General features: G+C 52.2%; 19 protein-coding genes. 12 read left to right on the plus strand and 7 right to left on the minus strand.

From position 1 onward, the window contains the following. Positions 1-13 precede the first annotated feature (13 nt). The 3 genes from FDW92_RS17335 to FDW92_RS17345 form a co-directional block, all read right to left on the minus strand. Complete coding sequence (locus FDW92_RS17335) at positions 14-286, minus strand: YceK/YidQ family lipoprotein (protein WP_042310268.1); 273 nt, start codon at positions 284-286, stop codon at positions 14-16. Positions 287-517: 231 nt separating this feature from the next. Further along, positions 518-3607, minus strand: coding sequence for a beta-galactosidase (locus tag FDW92_RS17340; RefSeq protein WP_042310266.1), 3090 nt, complete (start codon positions 3605-3607; stop codon positions 518-520). Between the two features lie 121 nt (positions 3608-3728). Then, on the minus strand, positions 3729-4820 hold the full coding sequence (locus FDW92_RS17345) for a LacI family DNA-binding transcriptional regulator (RefSeq protein WP_137400682.1): 1092 nt from the start codon (positions 4818-4820) through the stop codon (positions 3729-3731). Positions 4821-4975: 155 nt separating this feature from the next. On the opposite strand from FDW92_RS17345, the gene FDW92_RS17350 reads away from it, so the two are divergent. After that, complete coding sequence (locus FDW92_RS17350) at positions 4976-5581, plus strand: class I SAM-dependent methyltransferase (protein WP_042310519.1); 606 nt, start codon at positions 4976-4978, stop codon at positions 5579-5581. Here FDW92_RS17350 and FDW92_RS17355 read toward each other — a convergent pair. Both FDW92_RS17355 and FDW92_RS17360 read right to left on the minus strand, forming a co-directional pair. After that, the gene (locus FDW92_RS17355) at positions 5578-6528 is read right to left on the minus strand and encodes a helix-turn-helix domain-containing protein (RefSeq protein WP_042310263.1); all 951 of its coding nucleotides are present in this window, start codon (positions 6526-6528) and stop codon (positions 5578-5580) included. The genes FDW92_RS17350 and FDW92_RS17355 overlap by 4 nt on opposite strands. A gap of 18 nt (positions 6529-6546) precedes the next feature. Then, positions 6547-7323: an MBL fold metallo-hydrolase gene (locus tag FDW92_RS17360; RefSeq protein ID WP_042310261.1), complete on the minus strand. Its 777-nt coding sequence runs from the start codon at positions 7321-7323 to the stop codon at positions 6547-6549. 495 nt (positions 7324-7818) lie between these two features. Between FDW92_RS17360 and FDW92_RS17365 the strand changes: the two genes are divergently transcribed. From FDW92_RS17365 to FDW92_RS17375, 3 genes are all read left to right on the plus strand, one after another. Continuing rightward, positions 7819-8064 carry a YmjA family protein gene (locus FDW92_RS17365; protein WP_042310259.1) on the plus strand — a complete coding sequence of 82 codons (246 nt, stop codon included), beginning with the start codon at positions 7819-7821 and terminating at the stop codon, positions 8062-8064. 86 nt (positions 8065-8150) lie between these two features. After that, positions 8151-8627: a cold shock domain-containing protein gene (locus FDW92_RS17370; protein WP_042310257.1), complete on the plus strand. Its 477-nt coding sequence runs from the start codon at positions 8151-8153 to the stop codon at positions 8625-8627. A gap of 382 nt (positions 8628-9009) precedes the next feature. After that, positions 9010-9726 carry a YebC/PmpR family DNA-binding transcriptional regulator gene (locus FDW92_RS17375; protein ID WP_042310255.1) on the plus strand — a complete coding sequence of 239 codons (717 nt, stop codon included), beginning with the start codon at positions 9010-9012 and terminating at the stop codon, positions 9724-9726. Positions 9727-9837: 111 nt separating this feature from the next. On the opposite strand, the gene FDW92_RS17380 is transcribed toward FDW92_RS17375, so the two are convergent. Continuing rightward, positions 9838-10695, minus strand: a complete 858-nt coding sequence (locus FDW92_RS17380) for an alpha/beta fold hydrolase (RefSeq protein WP_042310253.1) — start codon at positions 10693-10695, stop codon at positions 9838-9840. A gap of 527 nt (positions 10696-11222) precedes the next feature. Between FDW92_RS17380 and FDW92_RS17385 the strand changes: the two genes are divergently transcribed. Continuing rightward, positions 11223-11945: a hypothetical protein gene (locus FDW92_RS17385; protein ID WP_042310251.1), complete on the plus strand. Its 723-nt coding sequence runs from the start codon at positions 11223-11225 to the stop codon at positions 11943-11945. A 121-nt stretch (positions 11946-12066) separates the two neighbouring features. Beyond that, positions 12067-13083 (plus strand): hypothetical protein, encoded by a 1017-nt coding sequence (locus tag FDW92_RS17390; RefSeq protein WP_042310248.1) that lies wholly within the window; start codon positions 12067-12069, stop codon positions 13081-13083. A 166-nt stretch (positions 13084-13249) separates the two neighbouring features. Here FDW92_RS17390 and FDW92_RS17395 read toward each other — a convergent pair whose 3' ends face one another. Then, positions 13250-14062: a DNA-binding transcriptional regulator gene (locus FDW92_RS17395; RefSeq protein ID WP_042310517.1), complete on the minus strand. Its 813-nt coding sequence runs from the start codon at positions 14060-14062 to the stop codon at positions 13250-13252. Between the two features lie 190 nt (positions 14063-14252). On the opposite strand from FDW92_RS17395, the gene FDW92_RS17400 reads away from it, so the two are divergent. From FDW92_RS17400 to mhpE, 6 genes are read left to right on the plus strand one after another with little or no spacing between them, the layout of a single operon-like run. Continuing rightward, on the plus strand, positions 14253-15917 hold the full coding sequence (locus FDW92_RS17400; RefSeq protein WP_042310246.1) for a bifunctional 3-(3-hydroxy-phenyl)propionate/3-hydroxycinnamic acid hydroxylase: 1665 nt from the start codon (positions 14253-14255) through the stop codon (positions 15915-15917). A 1-nt stretch (position 15918) separates the two neighbouring features. Further along, on the plus strand, positions 15919-16863 hold the full coding sequence (mhpB, locus tag FDW92_RS17405) for a 2,3-dihydroxyphenylpropionate/2,3-dihydroxicinnamic acid 1,2-dioxygenase (RefSeq protein ID WP_042310243.1): 945 nt from the start codon (positions 15919-15921) through the stop codon (positions 16861-16863). Positions 16864-16891: 28 nt separating this feature from the next. Next, positions 16892-17758 carry a 2-hydroxy-6-oxonona-2,4-dienedioate hydrolase gene (gene mhpC, locus FDW92_RS17410; protein WP_042310240.1) on the plus strand — a complete coding sequence of 289 codons (867 nt, stop codon included), beginning with the start codon at positions 16892-16894 and terminating at the stop codon, positions 17756-17758. Positions 17759-17767: 9 nt separating this feature from the next. Continuing rightward, positions 17768-18577: a 2-keto-4-pentenoate hydratase gene (gene mhpD / locus FDW92_RS17415; RefSeq protein ID WP_042310238.1), complete on the plus strand. Its 810-nt coding sequence runs from the start codon at positions 17768-17770 to the stop codon at positions 18575-18577. Then, a complete protein-coding gene (mhpF, locus tag FDW92_RS17420) occupies positions 18574-19524 on the plus strand; it encodes an acetaldehyde dehydrogenase (RefSeq protein ID WP_042310236.1) in 951 nt (316 codons plus the stop codon). The genes mhpD and mhpF overlap by 4 nt, the downstream gene beginning before the upstream one ends. After that, the gene (gene mhpE, locus FDW92_RS17425; protein ID WP_042310234.1) at positions 19521-20534 is read left to right on the plus strand and encodes a 4-hydroxy-2-oxovalerate aldolase; all 1014 of its coding nucleotides are present in this window, start codon (positions 19521-19523) and stop codon (positions 20532-20534) included. The genes mhpF and mhpE overlap by 4 nt, the downstream gene beginning before the upstream one ends. Positions 20535-20559: the final 25 nt, after the last annotated feature.

Below are 20559 nucleotides of genomic sequence, written 5' to 3' on the forward strand. Positions count from 1 at the left end.
CCGGGCCTGAATTTTAATCGACTTTCTTATACGGTCCATGATAGTAATCAAACGGCGCATAGACCGTATCTGCCACAAAAGACAGTGGTACATCGATAAATAACAGCGCTAAATCGAAATAGTTATAATCATAAGCGCCTGGATTTTTTAGTTTATCAATGTCGTGGTGCGTACCCACATAATAGGTATTCGAATCCTCGCCTTCCGTGCGTGCATTAATGCTGCCACATCCTGAAAGTAATGCGCTGACCAACAACGTCACTACCGCAACCGTCTTTCTGCTCATCCTGTGACCTGGGTTTTACCGTCTCGTTTACCATAGCAGGTTAAAAGCGGCTTTTTGTCCGCAGAACTTAAACCCCCAGGTCAGGACTCATAGAGTGAGGATTGCACGTTGTAGGCCGGATAAACCACGTGAGTGGTGCATCCGGCAAAGAGGCTTTTACAGCGCGACGCTTTCGCGACGACGCAGCAGGAAAAATAAGGGCAGGTCATAACCTGCCCATTATTATTATGTTTAACCCCAGATAACCTGGTAGTGATAACGTCCGGCACTCAGCAAAAACTCCGGCGACACGGAAGGACTCCATGAATCATCGCCGCCGACACCCATATGGAAGCCATCAATATTGAGCCAGGTACCCGCCTCCGGTTGCAGCAGGTGACGGTGGCTGGTTTCCATCAGTTGCTGTTGGCTAAAGCGGCTGATGCTGAACAGGAAGTCGCCACGCCATTGATGCGTGCCGTAGTGCAGTTCGCGCGTGCCGCAGCGCAGACCGTTTTCGCTCGGGAAAACATACGGGGTGTACATCTCATCGAGTGACAGATCCCAACGGTCAAAACAGGCGGCGCTCAGGCGATCCGGGTAGTTCTCATGTGGACCGAGACCTAACCAATTCACTCGCTCGGCGACCTGCGACAGCTGGCAGCTCAGGCCAATACGCGCCGGATGCGGCGTGCCGCTGGCGACGTCGACATCCACCGTTATCTGCATCTCGCCATGACCGTTGATACGATACGATTTACGGCTGATAAACAGTGTTTCATCCTGATACTGCCAGGCATGCGCGGTGGTGATCAGCACACTGTTTGCCAGCGTTTCGGCTTCGCATAACAACAGCAGCGGCTCTACGCGGTAATGGCCTGCGGCCTTCCAACGTTCAACCCAGGCATTAGGATCGATGCGGGATGACTCGCTGACGCCGATATCGTTGTCCAGCGGCGCGCGGGTGAACTGGTCGGTCAGTGGGGATAACAACTGGGCGGTATCATCAAGCCAGTATTGTGTCAGCAGGCCAGACCGACGGTCGAATTGCCAACGCTTGTTGTCGTTCTCAGCAGTAAAGCTGTTTTCGCTAACGTTGAGCTGTGGTGCGTTGCGGACAGTTGGCTGCCGCACCAGGCTGAGTTTCTCTTCCAGCTTCCACTGCTGCCAGGCGCTGATATGTCCGGCGTCTGACCAGGCGGTGGCACGAGGCTGTTCCACGCGCACCGTCAGCCACAGTTGGCCTGCGGTTTCCGGCATCGGGCAATTTGGCAGGGTAATCACCTGGCGGCCCTGCGGGGCAATATCCAGAACGATTTGTCCGGCGGCCAGCAGGTTGCCGTCCTGGGCAATCGACCAGTGCAGAACTTCGTTATCGCTGCGGCGGAACAGATATTCGCTGGTCACTTCAATCTGGCGTTCAGCGCCCGGCAGTAACGTAAACTGGAAAAACTGCTGTTCATGTTTGGCCTCGTATAACGCCGGATGCGGGGTGCGATCGGCGAACACCAGTCCGTTCATGCAGAACTGACGATCGTTAGGCGTGTCGCCAAAGTCGCCACCGTAGGCTGACCATGCCTTACCGTTCTCATCATATTTAATCAGCGACTGATCCACCCAGTCCCAGACAAACCCGCCCTGCAGGCGCGGATACTGACGAAATGCCTGCCAGTATTTGGCGAAGCCGCCGAAACTATTGCCCATCGCATGGGCATATTCACAGAGAATGAGTGGACGCTGCTCACCGGGCATCGACAGCCACTTTTTAATCGACCATTTAGGTACCGCCGGGAAGGGCTGATCCTGATCGACGCGGGCGTACATCGGGCAAATAATGTCGGTCGCCGCGGTATTCGCGCCGCCGCCTTCGTACTGTACCGGGCGTGACGGGTCTTCTGATTTTATCCAGCGATACAGCGCGTCGTGATTGACGCCATGACCGGATTCATTGCCCAGCGACCAGATGATAATGCTCGGATGGTTGCGATCGCGCAGCACCATGCGCGTCACGCGCTGGCTCATGGCAGGCAACCATGTGGGATCGTCGCTCAGGCGATTCATTGGCACCATGCCGTGGGTTTCGATATTGGCTTCGTCGACCACGTACAGGCCGTAGCGATCGCACAAGGTGTACCACAACGGATGGTTCGGGTAATGGGAGCAACGCACGGCGTTAAAGTTGTTCTGCTTCATCAGCAGAATATCCTGCACCATCGTCGCCTCATCCATCACCTGACCGTTGACCGGATGGTGCTCATGACGGTTGGTGCCGCGAATCAACAGCGGTTTACCGTTTAACAGTAGCAGGCCGTTTTTGATATCAATCTGACGAAAGCCGACGTCACAGGCTTCTGCTTCAATCAGCACTCCATCCGCGGTATGTAACTGCACAACGGCACGGTACAGATTGGGCGTTTCGGCACTCCATAGCGCTGGCTTTTCGACGTTCAGCCGCAGGGTAACCCGGTCATGATAAGCGCCGCGCTCATCAATAATCTCGCTGCCGAGTGGGGAGGTCGTTTCGTCAGTGAGCGTTTCACCTCCCCACAATTGCAGGGAAACGCGTAAATCTTCGCTCGCGTTGCCTGCCACTTTGACTTCCGCTTCCAGCACGGCGCGGCTGAAGTCATCGTTAAAACGGGTGTTAATGCGCAGGTCGCTGATTTGCGTGGTGGGCTTATGCAGCAAAGATACGTCGCGAAAGATCCCGCTCATGCGCCACATGTCCTGGTCTTCCAGATAACTGCCGTCGCTCCAGCGCAGCACCATCACGGCCAGACGGTTTTCGCCGCGTAACAGATAATCGCTAAGATTGAACTCCGATGGCAGGCGGCTGTCCTGACCGTAGCCGACCCAGCGACCGTTGCACCACAGATGAAAGGCGGAATTGACGCCGTCAAAAATAATGCGCGTCTGACCTTCATCTAACCACGCGTCTTCGATATTAAATGTGAGCGAGTAACATCCCGTTGGATTCTGTGCCGGAACGTACGGCGGATTAACCGGAATCGGGTAGGTGACGTTGGTATAAATTGGCGCGTCGTAACCGTCCATCTGCCAGTTAGAGGGGACGTTGATAGTGTCAGCCTGTGGCAGATCGCTTGTCAGCCAGCTTTCCGGCACAGCCTCCGGCACAGCCTCCGGCGCGGGAAACCACGCGAATTGCCACTGGCCATTCAGCGAACGTAACTGGGCTGAGCGCTGATTAGTTCGCGCATCGTCTGCTGAGCGCCAGCTACAGAAAGGTGGGTGCGCCTCCAGGCGGTTGAGCTGCGTGACACCGGGATTTTCCCAGTCGCGACGTTTCAGAACAGCGGAGAGTGAATCTGGGTTCAGGTTCATAACGGTATCCTGTTTGAATTTGTTATTCGCTCACAATTTCAATCAAAATACGGATAAGCGTTCCCAACTGTAAAGGATAGGGCGTTCAATGAGTGAACTGACTCACACAATTGTTATGCGTTCACAATTTTGGTGTGAGCTGAGAAACTTGCCGTGCCAGCTGGATGAGTGAATCCGCCAGCGCCTGGGGAGAGGTGGTTTGCGTATCGGGAGGCAGAACCGTTTTGCGCTTAACTAGAGTTACGGGCAGCAGTTGGTTGCCTACGGTTGATTTGCCATGGGGAAGTTGCAGCAGCCTGTCGACGCTGGTTTCACCTAATAACGGAAAATCCTGCCTGATGGTAGTCAGCGGTGGAATATAGCAGGCGCTGTCTTCGGTGTCATCGTAGCCGATCACCGAGATATCAATCGCCACCCGCAGGCCGAACTCGCTGATTGCCCGCATCGCGCCCAGCGCCATTTGATCGTTAGCAACCAGCATAGCGGTGGGGAGATTACCGCTATTGAGCATATGCAGTGTTTGTTGAAAACCGGACATGGCGCTCCAGTCGCCTTCCAGCTCCGCGACGGGTTGCAACTGGTAGTGCGCCAGATATTTATGCCACCCCGCATGGCGAAGCCTTGCCGAAACCGAAGTGCGCGGCCCGCTCAGCAGGGCGATACGCTGATGTCTGTGCTGTACCAGATGTTCAACGCCGAGGCGTGCGCCGTCGTCATGGGAGAAAATCACGCTGTTAATTGGCGTCTGGTCAGAGACATCGAGAAACAGCACCGGCACCGTACCGCAGGCGGCAGCCACGGCAATGGCGTCTTCTTCATCCAGCGGATAGTTAATGATCAGCCCGGTAACGCGTTGGGAAAGCAGGTTGTGGACCGCGGCTTTGCATGCTTCAACGCCGCTGCGCTCGACCATGGCGATCACCACGCTGGCACCGGACTGGTCGGCGCGGGATTTTATGGCGGCAACGATTTGTGAAGGGGCGTGCAGGGCAAGATTGGCCGTCACGACGCCAATCAGCGACGTCTGTTTACCTGCCAGCTGCTGTGCGACGCGGTTAGGGATGTAGTTGAGTTCCGCCATCGCGGCCTCAACTTTCTGTCGGGTTTTTGCAGAAACGTGGCTGGCCTGATTTACGACGCGCGAGACGGTCTGGTAAGAGACTCCTGCATGGTCTGCCACATCGTATAGCGTTACCGGTTTCACGTTTATCACCCCTGTCATGATGTTTTCTACGCGCTATGATGCCACAGCGGGACGGTTTTGGGGGATTTGCGCATTGGTTCTGCGAGGCACATTCCAGGGGGGCGTCTCTGGCGCCGGAGGATTTATCGTCGTGATTATTAACAGAATAAAAAAGTGAGGACATGGTGAGCGACGTTGCGGCAAATAACATTCTGTCCATCTACAGGCGTCATGCGGATGCCTTTGCCAGCCAGCGCTCTCGTGCACTGTTTGAAAAAAGCTGGCTGGACAAGTTCATCTCAGTTATGGGCGGGCAGGGCAGCATTGTGGATATTGGCTGCGGGAATGGTCAGCCGATTGCCGGGTATTTTATCCAGCAAGGTTTTCAGCTCACAGGGATTGATGGTTCCGCAGCGATGCTGGCGCGGGCCCGGCAATCCTTTCCCGCGCAGCGCTGGCTGGAGCAGGATATGCGTGAACTGGCACTCGACGAAACCTTTGCCGGCCTGATTGCGTGGGACAGTTTTTTCCATTTAACCCAGCAAGACCAACGAAAGATGTTCCCGATTTTTGACCGGCTTAGCCATCCCGGCAGCGCGCTGATGTTTACCAGCGGTACCGGGAATGGCATTGCTATGGGGCAATTTGAAGGCGAGCCGCTATTTCACGCCAGCCTTGCACCTGATGAGTATCGCGCATTGCTCTCAGCGCACGGCTTTACGGTGATTGAAATGGTGATGGAAGATCCGGAATGCGCAGGGCACACGGTGTGGCTGGCGAAAAAAAGCTAAACGCCGCGAAAGGTTTTGCGCCATTCGGCGGGGCTGACGCCGAAATGAGATTTAAAATGCTGACGCCAGGTTACAGGCGACTGAAAACCGACCTGTTCGGCGATGCGTTCAACAGGCAACTGACTGGACTCCAGTAGCGCCTGGCTGCGGCGAAGACGCTCGACAATCAACCACTCTGCCACGCTCGACCCGGTGGCTTTCATAAAGTGACGGGTTAACGTGCGACGGCTCATCATCACCCGCTGCGCCAGCGCATCGAGACTATGCTGCTCGTGGATATGCAGGCGTAAATAATCAAGCAGCGCATTAATACGCTGATCCTGGGTGTTTTTCGCCACCGGCTGTTCGATAAATTGGGCCTGACCACCTTCGCGATGCGGCGGCACAATCATCCGCCGCGCAATCTGATTCGCTACCGTGCTGCCAAAACGTTGGCGGATCACGTACAAACAGCAATCCAGCGCGGCGGCAGTGCCTGCGGAGGTAATAATACCGTCGTCATCCACATACAGAGCGTTGATATCCAGACGCGCCGCCGGGAAGCGGGCCTGGAAATCCTGCTCGAACTCCCAGTGCGTGGCCGCCCGTTTGCCATCCAGCAGACCGGCATAGCCGAGGACAAATGCGCCCAGACACAGCCCGACCATTTGCGCGCCGTTTTGCCGCGCACGGTTGAGCGTATCAAGCAACCCCTGCGGCGGGCGATGTGCGGTCGTGCCCCAGTATGGGATCACCACGATGTCGGCTGCCTCCACCGCTTCATAGCCATAAGCTGCGTTAATCGAGAAACCGTCCTGCGAGGAAACGATACCGGGCTGTTCGGCGCACAATTGCACGTCGAAGCGCTTTTTCGCCGCCACTTTGTCACTGAAAATGATGCACGGCACCGAGAAGTGAAACGGGCTGAAATCTTCCACGGCGACAATAGCGACGGTAAGTGGCTGCATACGATTCCTCTGCGGATATTAAAACGTCAGGGTTTCACCATCTTCCGGCACGTTGACGCATTGCGCAATCTGGTTGTCGCTGGCGTATGCTTTCAGCGCGGCGCGGGTCAACAAACAGTGGTTTATCGCCTCCATATGCGTGGCCACAATTTGTGCATTGGGAAGCGTGAAGTGGGTTTTTAGTACATCTTCTGCGCCCATAATAATTGGGCCAAAACCGATGACGTGGGCAAAACCTGCGTTCAAAATCACCACATCCGGCTGGAAAGTCAGCATGTTGGCTTCCACTTCGTCACGCCAGATAGTGTCCCCAACCAGATACAGCGTTTTTTCCGCCGGATGCTGAAAGATAACCCCGCAGGCATCGCCTAAACGTTCCGCCATTTGCGGGATGGCGTAAGCGCGATCTGAGCCATGCTGGCCGCCGGTTTTACGCAGGGTGATGTCGCCCAGCGTGGTATTGTGTGTCAGTACATTAAGTTGGGTGAAACCCTGATCTCGCAGCACCTGCGCATCCTGCTCATTTTGCACGTAAATCGGTTTGTCTTTCGGCACGACCCGTGCTGCAACCTCATCCCAGTGATCTTCATGCAGATGCGTCACGATCAGCGCATCGACGTTAAGCAGATTATCAATATTAACAGGCAGATCGACGGTCGGATTGCGGATCTCCGCACGTGCCGTTCCGGCAAAGCCCGGATAAGCACCTTTTGCCGCCAGCATTGGATCGATTAGAAAGGTTTTGCCACCAAAGGTGATGCACTGCGTGGCGTTGCGGATTTGCGTGATGTTCATGGTGATTGCTCCACGTGTTGGGTCAGTGGTGTCATCGTAGAGTGTTGTGCATAAGTTGAATGTGGGCAAATGGGCGAGTAGCGATGGGATCGGGCCAATTACAGAGGCCGATAATGTAATTAGATTTAACGTAATTGAATATTTACTTTATAGCTCTCGGGTTAATTCGTTGCTATTGTACCGACCTGAATAAAATACAAATATATACCCGTCATACTTCAAGTTGCATGCTCGTTGGCTTTCCTCGCTCACCCCAGTCACTTACTTGAGTAAGCTCCTGGGGATTCTCTGCGTCGCCGCCTTCCTGCAACTCGAATTATTTAGGGTATATAAATAAAGATTAATTAAATGCGAAGCGGCTTCAAAAAGTATATTGGTTAAATGCAATATATTGCAGCCAATAAAACAGATCGCGAACTATGAAATAAGAATGCTATCATTCACATCAGACGCGGCAGACAACTGCTGGCACAGGCATTCACCCCGGAGCACATCATGAACAACGACATTCCGCTAAAATATTATGATATCGCCGACGAGTACGCGACCGAAGCCGCAAAGCCGGTAAGCGATGCCGAACGCGACGCGCTGGCGCACTACTTTCAGCAACTGATCACCCGTTTAATGAACAATGAAGAAATTAGCGAAGAAGCGCAGCAGGAGATGGCAACCGTGGCCGGTGTCGACGCGCAGCGTATCGACGATATCGCAGAGTTCCTCAATCGCTGGGGTAACGAGTAGCCAAAGACGTGGTCTGTGTTTTACACTGCGCGCAAATTCAGTAGATATACTCTGCGAGTATTAGATTTAATCAGGTGGAAACAGCAATGAACGGAACAATCACAACGTGGTTTAAAGATAAAGGCTTTGGATTTATCAAAGATGAAAATGGCGAAAACCGCTATTTTCATGTGATTAAGGTTGCTAATCCTGAGCTGATCAAGAAAGACGCGGCGGTAACCTTTGAACCGACCACCAACAACAAAGGTCTGTCTGCCTATGCGGTGAAGGTCATACCAGACAGTAAATACATCTATATCGCTGGCGAACGTCTGAAGCTCACGGCGATCAAGTCGTACCTGGTATACAGCGAAGAAGTCCCTGTCGAGACCCGTATTGATAAAGAAAATGCGGTGCTGTCTGTCGGCGTGCTGATGAACAGTATCCGGCCGAAATCAGAGGTGAAGCCAGGTGAAATGCGTAAGCTGAAAAAACTGGCTATCACCACTTTCCAGGGCACGACGCTGATTTTCTCCGAAGATGAAATCGACATCGAGGCGACAGTGAAACTGCTTAAGGTCTGAAGCTCTTCAGACTGATAAGTGCCGCAACTCTGCTATCCATTGCCCCATGCGGATGTTGTTGCTCTGAGCGCTGAGGATGTTAGAAACCGCTCGCTCAGAGCAGAAAACGTTATTCAATTGCTGAAGCCGTTGCTGGCTCCGCGTCCTTATTATTGTTGAGGTCCAATTAGTTAGGATAAAAACAAAAGAAGCATGACGGAGTCTGGTAATAATCTATTCATAATGTTAATTATTGATTAAATAAAAGTAGCATCTCATGAAGTTGGGGTATTTTTATTTCTCATAGACGAGAATTTACACATCATGATATAATATGGTGGAGAAAACTCGCGGTTTATTAATCTGCGCGTAATGTAAATAAATTTTCGGGGAGTGCATTCCAGTGGGACGTAAATGGGCCAATATTGTTGGTAAAAAAACGGCTAAAGACGGTGCAACGTCTAAAGTATATTCAAAATTCGGTGTGGAAATCTATGCTGCTGCTAAACAAGGTGATCCAGACCCAGAATTAAACACTGCTTTAAAATTCGTTATTGAACGTGCGAAACAAGCCCAGGTTCCCAAGCACGTTATTGATAAAGCGATTGATAAAGCCAAAGGTGGCAGCGACGAAACGTTCATGCAAGGGCGTTATGAAGGCTTTGGTCCAAGTGGTTCCATGATTATCGCTGAAACCCTGACTTCAAACGTTAACCGCACAATTGCTAATATTCGTTCAATCTTCAATAAAAAAGGCGGGAATATCGGGGCGGCAGGTTCTGTCAGCTACATGTTTGACAATACTGGTGTGATCGTATTTAAAGGCACTGATCCTGACCACATTTTTGAAACTTTGCTTGAAGCTGAAGTCGATGTTCGTGATGTCACCGAAGATGAAGGCAATATCATTATTTATACTGAGTCTACCGACCTTCATAAAGGCATTGCAGCGTTAAAAGCAGCGGGAATTACAGAGTTCTCAACAACAGAATTAGAAATGATTGCTCAATCAGAAATTGAACTGTCGGCAGAAGATTTAGAAATCTTTGCAGGGCTTGTTGATGCCCTTGAAGATGACGATGATGTTCAAAAAGTATATCATAACGTTGCAAATCTCTAATTCTAAATTAAAGAAATCTGTCATTGTGGCAGATTTTTTTAACGAATAGATTTGTTATAAAAAGTATATCTGGCCAGACAGTACGGCAGAAAAAAGTAAATATCTGCTGGCTCAATTTTGGCTCTGTCTCGCCAGCCACTGACCGACGATAGGCCATAATTTCTCCGCACTTCGCGTCCGAAAAAAGCCCATGTGTCCCACGGAAGAAAGACCAAAATCTGCGTGCCGAATTTCGCGATGTTCGATTTTTGCGTTTTGCACTGGCTCCATCAGGGATGCAATGGCTTCAGGGTTAGCCCACGGATCGTCATCAAAACCCATCACCAGTAAAGGTAAGGTTATCTTACTTGCCCGTTGGCGTGCATCCCAGTCTGGATCGTCGTAGAAATAACCCGGCATTGCGCTCCAGCGTCCCCACTGAAGCATCACGGGAGCAGGCAAATCTTCGCCCAGTCCAAGGTGCCTGGCAGGCATATACCCGAAGATACGGCAAAGAACCGGGGCCAGAACACGCAGCAAGCACCAGACCCGCACCTTCTCTGCCGTCTGTTTTATTGTGCTCGTCACCCCGGCATGGGAGGCCACAATGACGGCCGCGTGCAGGGCGGAGGTGGCCGTGGAAAGCAGAACAGCATGTCCGCCGACACTGTGTCCTACCGCCAGCAGGTTAAGTCCGGGGAAACGCGTTTTAGCCCAGGCAGTAATGCAGCCCACGTCCTGCTCGATCCAGTCTGACATTGAGATGCTGTAGCTACGGAGCTTCCCGGATTTTGAGCGGCCCGTTCCACGGTAGTCGTAAGTGATGACACTGAATCCCTGATTAAAAAGGTACTCTGCGAATCCCTTATAAAACGCCTGTACCACCGCCGTGGCTGGGTGGAGAATAACGATCGCTTTGGCATCGCTTCTTTCCCAGATCGTGGCAGACAGAAATCCGCCTTCATTGACGGGTATTAATATTGAATTCATTCGTAGAGCCTTATCTTTGTGGTCATACCAGTTAGTTCTGAATTCAATGTAGCTTTAACTACCAAATTTAGCGATTTTTTTTGTTCTGTATCCCGGCCTCGTTAAAGGAGACCGTGAATAGTGTAAGGCTATTTTAGCTTTCCTCTCAGAGCTTCATAGACCTCAACCGCTTTCTGCACATTCGTCTCATTCAACGATATCTCCGAGATGTCGATAAACCAGGTTCCTGAGCTATTGGTGATCTATCTAAAATCTAATAATCAGGATAATCCTGTTAATTTTACAGAATATGTAGTTATATTATGTAAATGCGTTTCGTTAATCGCCAAATGATTCCAAATAACTCCAAATATTAACCATATTTAGTAGCCATCCATATCCACTTGAATACAACAAACTGTTGTAAAAAAATAATAGTAAAGTAACATATGACTAATCAAAGAGGATGATCATGTCTGTTACTCTGCAGTGGAAAAATACAAGCATTCATCCATCAAAACTATAATGCCGGGATGAATAAATAAAAAATGGGTAGAAATAATAAACGAAAGGCTCCGCAATCTAATCCGTCAAAAAAAAAGCCAAAGGATAAGAATGTGCCTAAACCTTTTCTCAAAAAATTTAGTAGTTTTATTTTATGGCTCTCCGCTACTGGTGGACTTACATTTGCTGTTACCTATGTTTTCGATTTTTTGACTGGAGATGTAGAGGTCAGGTACGTTAAATCTTCTGGAAGAAGTTATGAATTTAACTTGACGAATAAAAGTTCTACCGACCAGATTATTGAGACTTTCAGAATAGTTCCTGATTTTGAACAAAAGGTAATATATAAAATAACAAAAGATATCACCGGTGTTTTTACTAAGGATGGTGTGTCAATTCCTGGTGGAAATATATCTTCTATGCCTGCGTATGAGTATAAAGAGATGAATGGCTATGTATTGGCAGCGAAGTCTGATGTGAATTTCTTTGTTCCACCTTTGGTTGCGAGGAATTATGTAGAGCCGGAGTATGTTGTAGTATTTGCTGAATATAGAACGAAGTCAAATAATAAATACATGGCAAAACTTGAATCTGCGTTAATAAAACTAAAGCTTAGAGATGGTGTTAAACGTCAAAAATATTTAATTGTTAATAATTTCTGGACTCCAATAAGCAATAGCAATTTTATCGATGCAGTAAAAATCGCTTGCCGAGATGATGACGTCTTTGCAAAAACGGAAGAATGTAAAAAATATATTAATAATTGATTTTTTGTTTTTTTGTGAGAAGGGTTTGGTGGTTGTTACTCTGAACTTCTGGTCTCTGTATATTATATGTATGTATTAAAGTGACATCAAAAAATAGGAAATTTTCAAGCCTGGAGGTAAGATGAAAAATTTAATATTTATTGTAGATGAAGATCTTCAAGATGAACCCTCGACCGAAGAAATAATCACGACGCTAATTTCTGATGGCGAAGAAATACCTCTCGAAAATACAGTAAAAAAAGGAAAGCCATTTGCCTCTTCTAAAGGAAACTGCGAGACAGAAAATAGTGATCGTAAAATGATAAATCCTTTAGTGGCCAATATTGCGCTTGAAATGGCTGCGAGATTGTTACCATTACCTGTCGCAGTTCTTGTGAACGCAGCACCTGCCGCTTATTCTTTATATCAATTGTTTTCAAAGAAAAATGAAGAAGATGTTTCTGTTGCCAGCTTGAAGCAATCTGCAAGTTCTTTTGATAAATATTTAAAGCGTATAAGTATGACTGTCGATATGACCTCAAAGGAAAATTACCGTTTTCAACCTGGTCATCCTCAGATAAATCAAGCTTACATCAGACACCCTCTGTCAGAGGAAAATGACTCTAAAAAGGATCTTTATATTCTCAGTGACAGCTTAGATGATATCCTGCTTCAGGAACGAGAGGCTGAGATGATAAGAGTATTTGTAAGTTTGGGGGCGACGAAAATAGAATTTCGCAAAGAAAATAAATCGAATTTATTAAGTGATGCCAAAGTAGAAATTGATGCTGCATTACCTGTTAGTTCAGCTGAGACTAGCATGAAATTAAATTCAGCGACCACGGATATCGGCAGCGCTAAACGAGTTATTACTTTAGCTGGTTGTGAATGGAAAAAAGGTAGGGAACTTGATAGGTCAGCATTTAGTTGGTTACCGTATGAACCATCATGGGAAAGCATTGTATTTGCAAGGGAAAAGGGTGGTTGCCTTAGTGCAGAACTGGAATTAAAAAAGAAGAGCGTATTCTCATCGACTAAAGAGGGACGCTTAGGATTTGGCATGAATGCGTTCACAGGTTCAGTAGGCGCAAGCGTGGATCTCAATCGAGAGCAAGATGAGAACTATACTGTTTATGTTGAGTTTAATCAGCCAGTGTAATATGCCATTTTAATTTCAATCTTGTTGGCAATTGTCGATTGCTTAATCGATGATTGCCATTTATGTGCGACAATATAGTGTAAACTAACCTAAATGACATGAAGTCGCTATTTGCCCCTGCCATCCTCAAGCCTGACGCTCCGATACCTAACAAATGTGATCTACTTCACCTCCCGGCAACCAAAATCTCCTGTGACTCAACGCCGTCCTCTATCTGTTTCGCCACTTTTTGTAAGGCCGGAAGATGCTTTTCCGCTGCCTGTTCAATGGTCATGGCGCTGGCTATATACACCAGGTTCAGACAACCGATAACCCGCTGTTCGCTGCGGATGGGAACGGCGATGGAGGCGATTTTTTCTTCCTGATCCCACCCGCGATAGTTCTGTCCAAAGCCGTCTTTACGTGCGCGGGCCAGAATAGCGTCGAGTTTCAGCGGTTCGCGGGCTAACTGGAACTCTTCTCCCGGTCTTGAGGCCAGCATTTCAATCAGTTGCTGACGTTCATTCTCTGGGCAAAATGCCAGCCAGGTCAGGCCGGAGGCGGTTTTCAGCAGCGGTAATCGACGTCCGACCATCGCCCGGTGAAATGACAGACGGCTGAAGCGGTGGGTGGTTTCACGTACTACCATCGCGTCAACGTCCAGTGTGGACACGTCGGTCGGCCAGATGACTTCGCGCAGCAAATCCCCCAACAGCGGGGCGGCGAGCGCAGAAATCCACTGCTCGTCACGAAATCCCTCGCTGAGCTGACGGACTTTAATGGTTAAGCGAAAGCTGTCATCGGACAGGCTGCGCCGGACGTACCCCTCATCCTGCAACGTTTCCAGCAGACGTCTGACCGTGGTGCGGTGCAGGCCGCTTAGCTCGGCAAGCAGGGCAACGCTGGCCCCACCGTCAAGCCGATTTAACATATTTAATAACATTAACCCGCGCGTTAATCCGCGCACGGTTTTGTATTCAGTACCGTCGTCACTTTTCATATTCATTGACAAATCTACAGATAAAACAACGTTGTGCACTTAGTGCACATCCAGGCATGTTTTGATTGTAGCGCAAAAACTCACTTCTATACTGACCGCACAATAAAAATTATTCACATATTTTTAACAAAACAAATTGCGCCTCACCAGGGCCTGCAATTGCGTTTTGTCCGAGTAGTGAGGTTCTGAAATGACAACTATAAATCCTGATATCCAACCCGCAGTGCAGCACACCGTGCAGGTAGCGATTGCTGGAGCCGGCCCGGTAGGGCTGATGATGGCGAATTATCTTGGTCAGATGGGTATTGAGGTGCTGGTGGTAGAGAAGCTCGACACGCTGATCGACTATCCCCGCGCCATCGGTATTGACGATGAAGCGCTGCGCACCATGCAGTCCGTTGGTCTGGTCGAGAACGTTTTGCCACACACCACGCCGTGGCACGCGATGCGCTTTCTTACCCCGAAAGGCCGCTGCTTTGCCGATATCCAGCCGATGACCGACGAATTTGGCTGGTCGCGCCGCAATGCGTTCATTCAGCCGCAGGTAGATGCGGTGATGCTTGAAGGGCTGTCACGTTTCCCCAACGTGCGTTGCCTGTTTTCTCGCGAACTGGAAGCCTTCAGCCAGCAAAATGGCGAAGTGACGCTGAACCTGAAAGCGCCGGACGGTCAGCGGGAAACGGTGAAGGCCCAGTGGCTGGTGGCCTGCGACGGTGGCGCCAGCAACGTCAGGCGCTCGCTGAATGTGCCATTTGAAGGTAAAACCGCACCGAATCAGTGGATTGTAGTGGATATCGCCAACGATCCGCTGAGTACGCCGCATGTGTACCTGTGTTGCGATCCGGTGCGCCCGTATGTTTCTGCCGCGCTGCCGCATGCGGTGCGCCGCTTTGAATTTATGGTGATGCCGGGAGAAACCGAAGCCCAGCTTAGCGAGCCGCAGAATATGCGCCAACTCTTGAGCAAAGTGCTGCCGAACCCGGATAACGTCGAGCTGATCCGCCAGCGCGTGTACACCCATAACGCCCGGCTGGCCGAACGCTTTCGTATTGACCGTGTGTTGCTGGCGGGCGACGCGGCGCACATTATGCCGGTCTGGCAGGGGCAGGGGTACAACAGCGGTATGCGCGATGCCTTCAATCTGGCGTGGAAACTGGCGCTGGTGATTAATGGCAAAGCCGGTGATGCGCTGCTGGATACCTACCAGCAGGAGCGCCGCGATCACGCCAAAGCGATGATTGATTTGTCGGTTACCGCAGGCAACGTGCTGGCGCCGCCAAAACGCTGGCACGGCGCGGTACGCGACGGAGTTTCCTGGCTGCTGAACTACATCCCACCGGTAAAACGTTACTTCCTTGAAATGCGCTTTAAGCCGATGCCGCAGTATCACATCGGGGCGTTGGTGCGTGGAGGTGACGCGAAAACCTCGCCAGTCGGCAAGATGTTTATCCAGCCGAAGGTCACGCTGGAAACCGGCGAAGTGACGTTGCTCGACAACGTCATCGGCCCGAATTTCGCGGTGATTGGCTGGGGCTGTAATCCGCTGTGGGGCATGAGTGAAGTGCAGATCCAACAGTGGCAGGCGCTGGGGACGCGGTTTATCCAGGTGGTGCCGGATACGCAGATACATACCGATCAGGATAACCATGACGGCGTTATCCGCATTGGCGATACGCAAAACCGTCTGCGCGCGTGGTTTGCCCAACACAATGCCGCGCTGGTGGTGATGCGCCCGGACCGCTTCGTGGCCGCCATCGCTATTCCGCAAACCTTGGGCAATACCCTGAATAAACTGGCGTCGGTGATGACGCTTACCCGCGTAAATACCGATCTTCATGTTGAAAAGGTAGCCTGATATGCACGCTTATCTTCACTGTCTTTCCCACTCGCCGCTGGTGGGCTATGTCGACCCGACGCAGGCCGTGCTTGATGAAGTTAACGGCGTGATCGCCAGCGCCCGCGCACGTATTGCGGCGTTCGACCCTGAGCTGGTGGTGCTGTTTGCCCCCGATCACTACAACGGTTTTTTCTACGATGTGATGCCGCCGTTCTGTTTAGGCGTAGGAGCTACCGCAATCGGCGATTTCGGCAGCGCTGCTGGGGAACTGCCGGTGCCGACCGATCTCGCTGAAGCCTGCGCCCATGCGGTGATGAAAAGCGGTATCGATCTTGCCGTGTCCTACAACATGCAGGTCGATCACGGCTTTGCGCAGCCGCTGGAGTTTTTGCTCGGTGGCCTGGATAAGGTCCCGGTGTTACCGGTGTTTATTAACGGCGTCGCCACGCCGCTGCCGGGCTTTCAGCGTACCCGCATGCTCGGTGAAGCCATTGGTCGTTTCGCCAGTTCGCTGAATAAACGCGTGCTGTTTTTAGGTTCTGGTGGACTGTCGCATCAGCCACCGGTGCCGGAGCTGGCGAAGGCCGATGCCCATATGCGCGACCGTCTGCTTGGCAGCGGCAAACAGTTACCCGAGAACGAGCGTGAATTGCGCCAGCAGCGAGTGATCAGCGCCGCCGAAAAATTTGTGCAAGACCAGCACACACTGCATCCGCTTAACCCCGTCTGGGATAACCGCTTTATGACCCTGCTTGAGCAGGGACGTTTGCAGGAACTGGACACGGTCAGCAATGAAGAGCTATCCGCGATGGCGGGCAAATCAACGCACGAAGTGAAAACCTGGGTTGCCGCCTTCGCTGCCATTTCTGTCTTTGGCAACTGGCGCAGCGAAGGTCGTTACTATCGCCCGATCCCGGAGTGGATCGCCGGATTCGGCTCCCTGAGCGCCACCACACAGAACTGAAACAGAACTGAATATGCAGGAGAAAATCATGACTTACCAACCGCAAACCGAAGCCGCCACCAGCCGTTTTCTGGAGGTGCAGGAGGCAGGCGAAACCCTGCGCGTACATTTCAATGACTGTGGGCAGGGCGAAGAGACCGTGGTGCTACTGCACGGCTCAGGTCCTGGCGCGACGGGCTGGGCGAACTTCAGCCGCAACATCGATCCGCTGGTTGAGGCCGGATACCGGGTGATCCTGCTGGATTGCCCTGGCTGGGGGAAAAGCGATGGGATCGTTAACCGCGGTTCGCGATCCGATCTCAACGCCCGCATTCTGAAAAGCGTAGTCGATCAGTTGGATATTCAGAAAATCCACTTGCTGGGCAACTCAATGGGTGGCCACAGTGCAGTGGCGTTTACTTTGAGCTGGCCGGAGCGCGTGGGCAAGTTGGTGCTGATGGGCGGTGGAACGGGCGGCATGAGCCTGTTTACCCCGATGCCGACCGAAGGCATCAAGCGTCTGAATCAGCTGTATCGTGAGCCGACCATCGAAAACCTGAAGCTGATGATGGAGATCTTTGTCTTCGACACCAGTGACCTGACTGAAGCGCTGTTTGAGGCGCGTCTGAATAACATGCTGTCGCGCCGCGATCACCTGGAAAACTTTGTCCAGAGCCTGGAAGCCAATCCGAAACAGTTCCCGGATTTCAGTCCGCGGCTGGGTGAAATCAAGGCGCAGACCCTGATTGTCTGGGGCCGCAACGACCGGTTCGTGCCGATGGACGCCGGTCTGCGCCTGCTCTCCGGGATTGCCGGTTCTGAACTGCACATCTACCGCGACTGCGGGCACTGGGCGCAATGGGAACATGCGGATGCATTTAACCAACTGGTGCTGAACTTCCTCGCACGCTCTTAAGGAACGGACATGACGAATCTTAATCTTGAGCAGTTAGCTGCTGATTTACGCCAGGCAGAGGAAAAAGGGGAAGCTATCGCCCCGCTGCGCGAATTGATTGGCGTGGACAATGCCGACGCGGCCTATGCCATTCAGCGCATCAACGTGCAGGACAGCGTGGCGCGCGGGCGGCGCGTGGTTGGGCGAAAAGTGGGGCTTACGCACCCGAAAGTGCAACAGCAATTGGGTGTCGATCAGCCAGACTTCGGCACGCTGTTTGCCGACATGTGCTACGGCGATAACGACACCATTCCGTTTTCGCGTGTACTGCAACCGCGTATTGAAGCGGAAATTGCGCTGGTGCTGAACCGCGATCTGCCCAATGCCGACACCACTTTTGATGAGCTGTATAACGCCATCGAGTGGGTGCTGCCCGCGCTGGAAGTGGTTGGCAGCCGTATCCGCGACTGGTCAATAAAGTTTGTCGATACCGTGGCGGATAACGCCTCCTGCGGCGTGTATGTGGTCGGCGGCCCAGCGCAGCGTCCGGCAGGGTTAGATCTGAAAAACTGCGCGATGAAAATGACGCGCAATCACGAAGAGGTCTCCAGCGGGCGCGGCAGCGAATGTCTGGGGCATCCGATCAACGCCGCCGTATGGCTGGCGCGCAAAATGGCCAGCCTCGGCGAGCCGCTGCGTGCGGGGGACATCATTCTCACCGGGGCGTTAGGCCCGATGGTATCAGTGAATGCGGGCGATCGTTTTGAAGCCCATATCGACGGTATTGGTTCAGTTGCCGCCACTTTTTCAGCGGCGGTTACAAAAGGAAGTCAGTCATGAGTAAGCGTAAAGTCGCCATTATCGGCTCCGGTAATATCGGCACCGATTTGATGATTAAAATTCTGCGCCACGGCGTGCATCTGGAGATGGCGGTGATGGTGGGGATTGACCCGCAATCCGATGGTCTGGCGCGCGCCAGACGTATGGGCGTTGCCACCACCCATGAAGGGGTGACCGGGCTTATCGCCATGCCGGAATTTGCCGATATCGACATAGTGTTTGACGCCACCAGCGCGGGCGCACATGTGAAGAACGACGCCCTGCTTCGCGCCGTTAAACCGGGGATCCGCCTGATCGACCTGACGCCCGCGGCGATCGGTCCATACTGCGTGCCGGTGGTGAATCTGGCAGCCAACGTTGACCAGCAGAACGTCAATATGGTGACCTGCGGCGGGCAGGCGACCATCCCGATGGTGGCGGCAGTCTCTCGCGTGGCAAAAGTCCATTACGCCGAAATTATTGCCTCGATCGCCAGTAAATCTGCGGGGCCGGGCACTCGCGCCAATATTGATGAGTTCACCGAAACCACCTCAAAGGCGATTGAAGTGGTCGGCGGCGCCGAAAAAGGTAAAGCCATCATTGTGCTCAACCCGGCCGAACCGCCGCTGATGATGCGTGACACAGTGTATGTGCTAAGCGAAGCGGCCTCCGAGATTGAAGTTGAAGCGTCTATCAACGAGATGGCGGCGGCGGTACAGGCCTATGTGCCGGGTTATCGCCTGAAACAGCGCGTACAGTTTGAAGTCATTCCACAGGATAAACCGGTGAATCTGCCGGGTATCGGCCAGTTCTCCGGGCTGAAAACCGCAGTGTATCTGGAAGTCGAAGGTGCGGCGCACTACCTGCCAGCTTATGCGGGCAACCTCGACATTATGACCTCCAGCGCGCTGGCGACCGCTGAGAAGATGGCGCAGTCACTCACCCGTCAGGCAGGAGAAGCAGCATGAACGGTAAAAAACTCTATATCTCTGACGTGACCCTGCGTGACGGTATGCACGCCATTCGTCACCAGTATTCGCTGGAAAACGTGCGCCAGATTGCGAAAGCGCTGGATGATGCGCGGGTCGATTCTATTGAAGTGGCGCATGGTGATGGTTTACAAGGTTCCAGCTTTAACTACGGCTTTGGCGCGCACAGCGATCTCGAGTGGATTGAAGCGGCGGCGGACGTGGTGCAGCACGCTAAGATCGCCACGCTGTTACTGCCGGGGATCGGTACTATTCACGACCTGAAAAATGCGTATCAGGCCGGGGCGCGGGTGGTACGCGTGGCGACCCACTGCACCGAAGCGGACGTGTCGGCCCAGCATATTCAATATGCACGCGAACTGGGTATGGATACCGTCGGCTTTCTGATGATGAGCCACATGACCACGCCGGAAAATCTGGCGCAGCAGGCGAAGCTGATGGAAAACTACGGCGCGACTTGTATCTACGTGGTCGATTCCGGCGGGGCGATGAACATGAGCGATATTCGCGCCCGCTTCCGCACCCTGAAAGCGGTACTGAATCCGGAGACGGAAACCGGAATGCATGCGCACCACAACCTCAGTCTCGGTGTGGCGAACTCGATTGCTGCGGTGGAAGAGGGCTGCGACCGTATCGACGCCAGCCTGGCGGGGATGGGCGCAGGCGCGGGTAATGCGCCGCTGGAAGTGTTTATCGCTGCTGCGGATAAGCTCGGTTGGCAGCACGGCACCGATCTGTATGCGCTGATGGATGCTGCCGACGATCTGGTGCGTCCGCTGCAGGACCGCCCGGTGCGAGTGGATCGCGAAACGCTGGCGCTGGGCTATGCCGGGGTGTACTCCAGCTTCCTGCGTCATTGCGAAGTGGCGGCGGCGCGTTATGGCCTGAGCGCGGTCGATATTCTGGTTGAACTGGGCAAGCGCCGAATGGTGGGCGGCCAGGAAGATATGATCGTCGACGTGGCGCTGGATCTGCGTAACAGCAAATAAAAATGATTACGCGGCTGGCAATGTA

The sequence above is a fragment of the Citrobacter sp. wls706 genome, from assembly GCF_005281305.1.
Lineage (GTDB): Bacteria > Pseudomonadota > Gammaproteobacteria > Enterobacterales > Enterobacteriaceae > Citrobacter > Citrobacter werkmanii.

Bases quoted from the DNA above. Each gene is read 5' to 3' on its own strand.
- FDW92_RS17335 (WP_042310268.1), bottom strand. From the start codon at position 286: ATGAGCAGAAAGACGGTTGCGGTAGTGACGTTGTTGGTCAGCGCATTA.
- FDW92_RS17380 (WP_042310253.1), bottom strand. From the start codon at position 10,695: ATGAATTCAATATTAATACCCGTCAATGAAGGCGGATTTCTGTCTGCC.
- FDW92_RS17390 (WP_042310248.1), top strand. From the start codon at position 12,067: ATGAAAAATTTAATATTTATTGTAGATGAAGATCTTCAAGATGAACCC.
- mhpE (WP_042310234.1), top strand. From the start codon at position 19,521: ATGAACGGTAAAAAACTCTATATCTCTGACGTGACCCTGCGTGACGGT.
- FDW92_RS17365 (WP_042310259.1), top strand. From the start codon at position 7,819: ATGAACAACGACATTCCGCTAAAATATTATGATATCGCCGACGAGTAC.
- FDW92_RS17360 (WP_042310261.1), bottom strand. From the start codon at position 7,323: ATGAACATCACGCAAATCCGCAACGCCACGCAGTGCATCACCTTTGGT.
- FDW92_RS17370 (WP_042310257.1), top strand. From the start codon at position 8,151: ATGAACGGAACAATCACAACGTGGTTTAAAGATAAAGGCTTTGGATTT.
- mhpF (WP_042310236.1), top strand. From the start codon at position 18,574: ATGAGTAAGCGTAAAGTCGCCATTATCGGCTCCGGTAATATCGGCACC.
- FDW92_RS17400 (WP_042310246.1), top strand. From the start codon at position 14,253: ATGACAACTATAAATCCTGATATCCAACCCGCAGTGCAGCACACCGTG.
- mhpB (WP_042310243.1), top strand. From the start codon at position 15,919: ATGCACGCTTATCTTCACTGTCTTTCCCACTCGCCGCTGGTGGGCTAT.
- mhpD (WP_042310238.1), top strand. From the start codon at position 17,768: ATGACGAATCTTAATCTTGAGCAGTTAGCTGCTGATTTACGCCAGGCA.
- FDW92_RS17385 (WP_042310251.1), top strand. From the start codon at position 11,223: ATGGGTAGAAATAATAAACGAAAGGCTCCGCAATCTAATCCGTCAAAA.
- FDW92_RS17355 (WP_042310263.1), bottom strand. From the start codon at position 6,528: ATGCAGCCACTTACCGTCGCTATTGTCGCCGTGGAAGATTTCAGCCCG.
- FDW92_RS17395 (WP_042310517.1), bottom strand. From the start codon at position 14,062: ATGAAAAGTGACGACGGTACTGAATACAAAACCGTGCGCGGATTAACG.
- FDW92_RS17340 (WP_042310266.1), bottom strand. From the start codon at position 3,607: ATGAACCTGAACCCAGATTCACTCTCCGCTGTTCTGAAACGTCGCGAC.
- mhpC (WP_042310240.1), top strand. From the start codon at position 16,892: ATGACTTACCAACCGCAAACCGAAGCCGCCACCAGCCGTTTTCTGGAG.